The sequence below is a fragment of the Paraburkholderia humisilvae genome, from assembly GCF_902859855.1.
Classification (GTDB): Bacteria; Pseudomonadota; Gammaproteobacteria; order Burkholderiales; family Burkholderiaceae; genus Paraburkholderia; species Paraburkholderia humisilvae.
This window is the reverse complement of the sequence record NZ_CADIKH010000475.1, coordinates 1-593: the sequence shown is the minus strand read 5'-3', so window position 1 is coordinate 593 and position 593 is coordinate 1. Positions and strand designations below refer to the sequence as shown.

Annotated in this window: 1 pseudogene; it reads left to right on the top strand. The window is 59.7% G+C overall.

The features are described from left to right. Positions 1-280 precede the first annotated feature (280 nt). A pseudogene (locus HV796_RS43140) lies at positions 281-481 on the top strand (IS110 family transposase); the annotation flags it as partial. Between the last annotated feature and the right edge of the window lie 112 nt (positions 482-593).

Here is a 593-nt window from a genome sequence, read left to right as displayed (position 1 = left end):
GTACGTGGCCTATCCGGTGAGCCTGCGGCACCTTGAAGAATGAAATGAACGCGTCCGTGCGCCGGTCAAAACCGGCAAGGTGTTGTGAATGAAAGAGTCATACGTTGAAGGCGTGGCCAGCCACGGCGGCCCCGAGTCATGCGTGTGTATCCGCGAGGGTGCAGGCGAAGCGAATGAAGGGACTTCCCCGTCCTGAGGCTGCGGCGGAAGCCGTGAGGCCGGCACTAACGTGCCATGATGAGGTGCAAGCCATCATCCACACCAACAGGAGGGGAAGCCCATGCCGATTGTTACCGTCGGAATCGATCTCGCCAGGAACGTGTTTGCCATCCACGGCGTGGATGAATCAGGCAAGGTGGTGTTGCGCAAGCCGCGAGTCATGCGTGACCAACTGGTAGCGGTGATCGCGCAGTTGCCGCCTTGTTTGACAGGCATGGAGGCATGCTGCGGCGCGCATCATTGGGCACGTGTATTCCAGCAGCTGTATCGGCCCGGATTGTTTGGACACGGTTTTGGGACTCAGGCGGCCTGTTTAAACATCCGTGCCTGACGGGCTTCGAGGGGTGACATGAAGCCCAGTTTTTCCAGCCGCC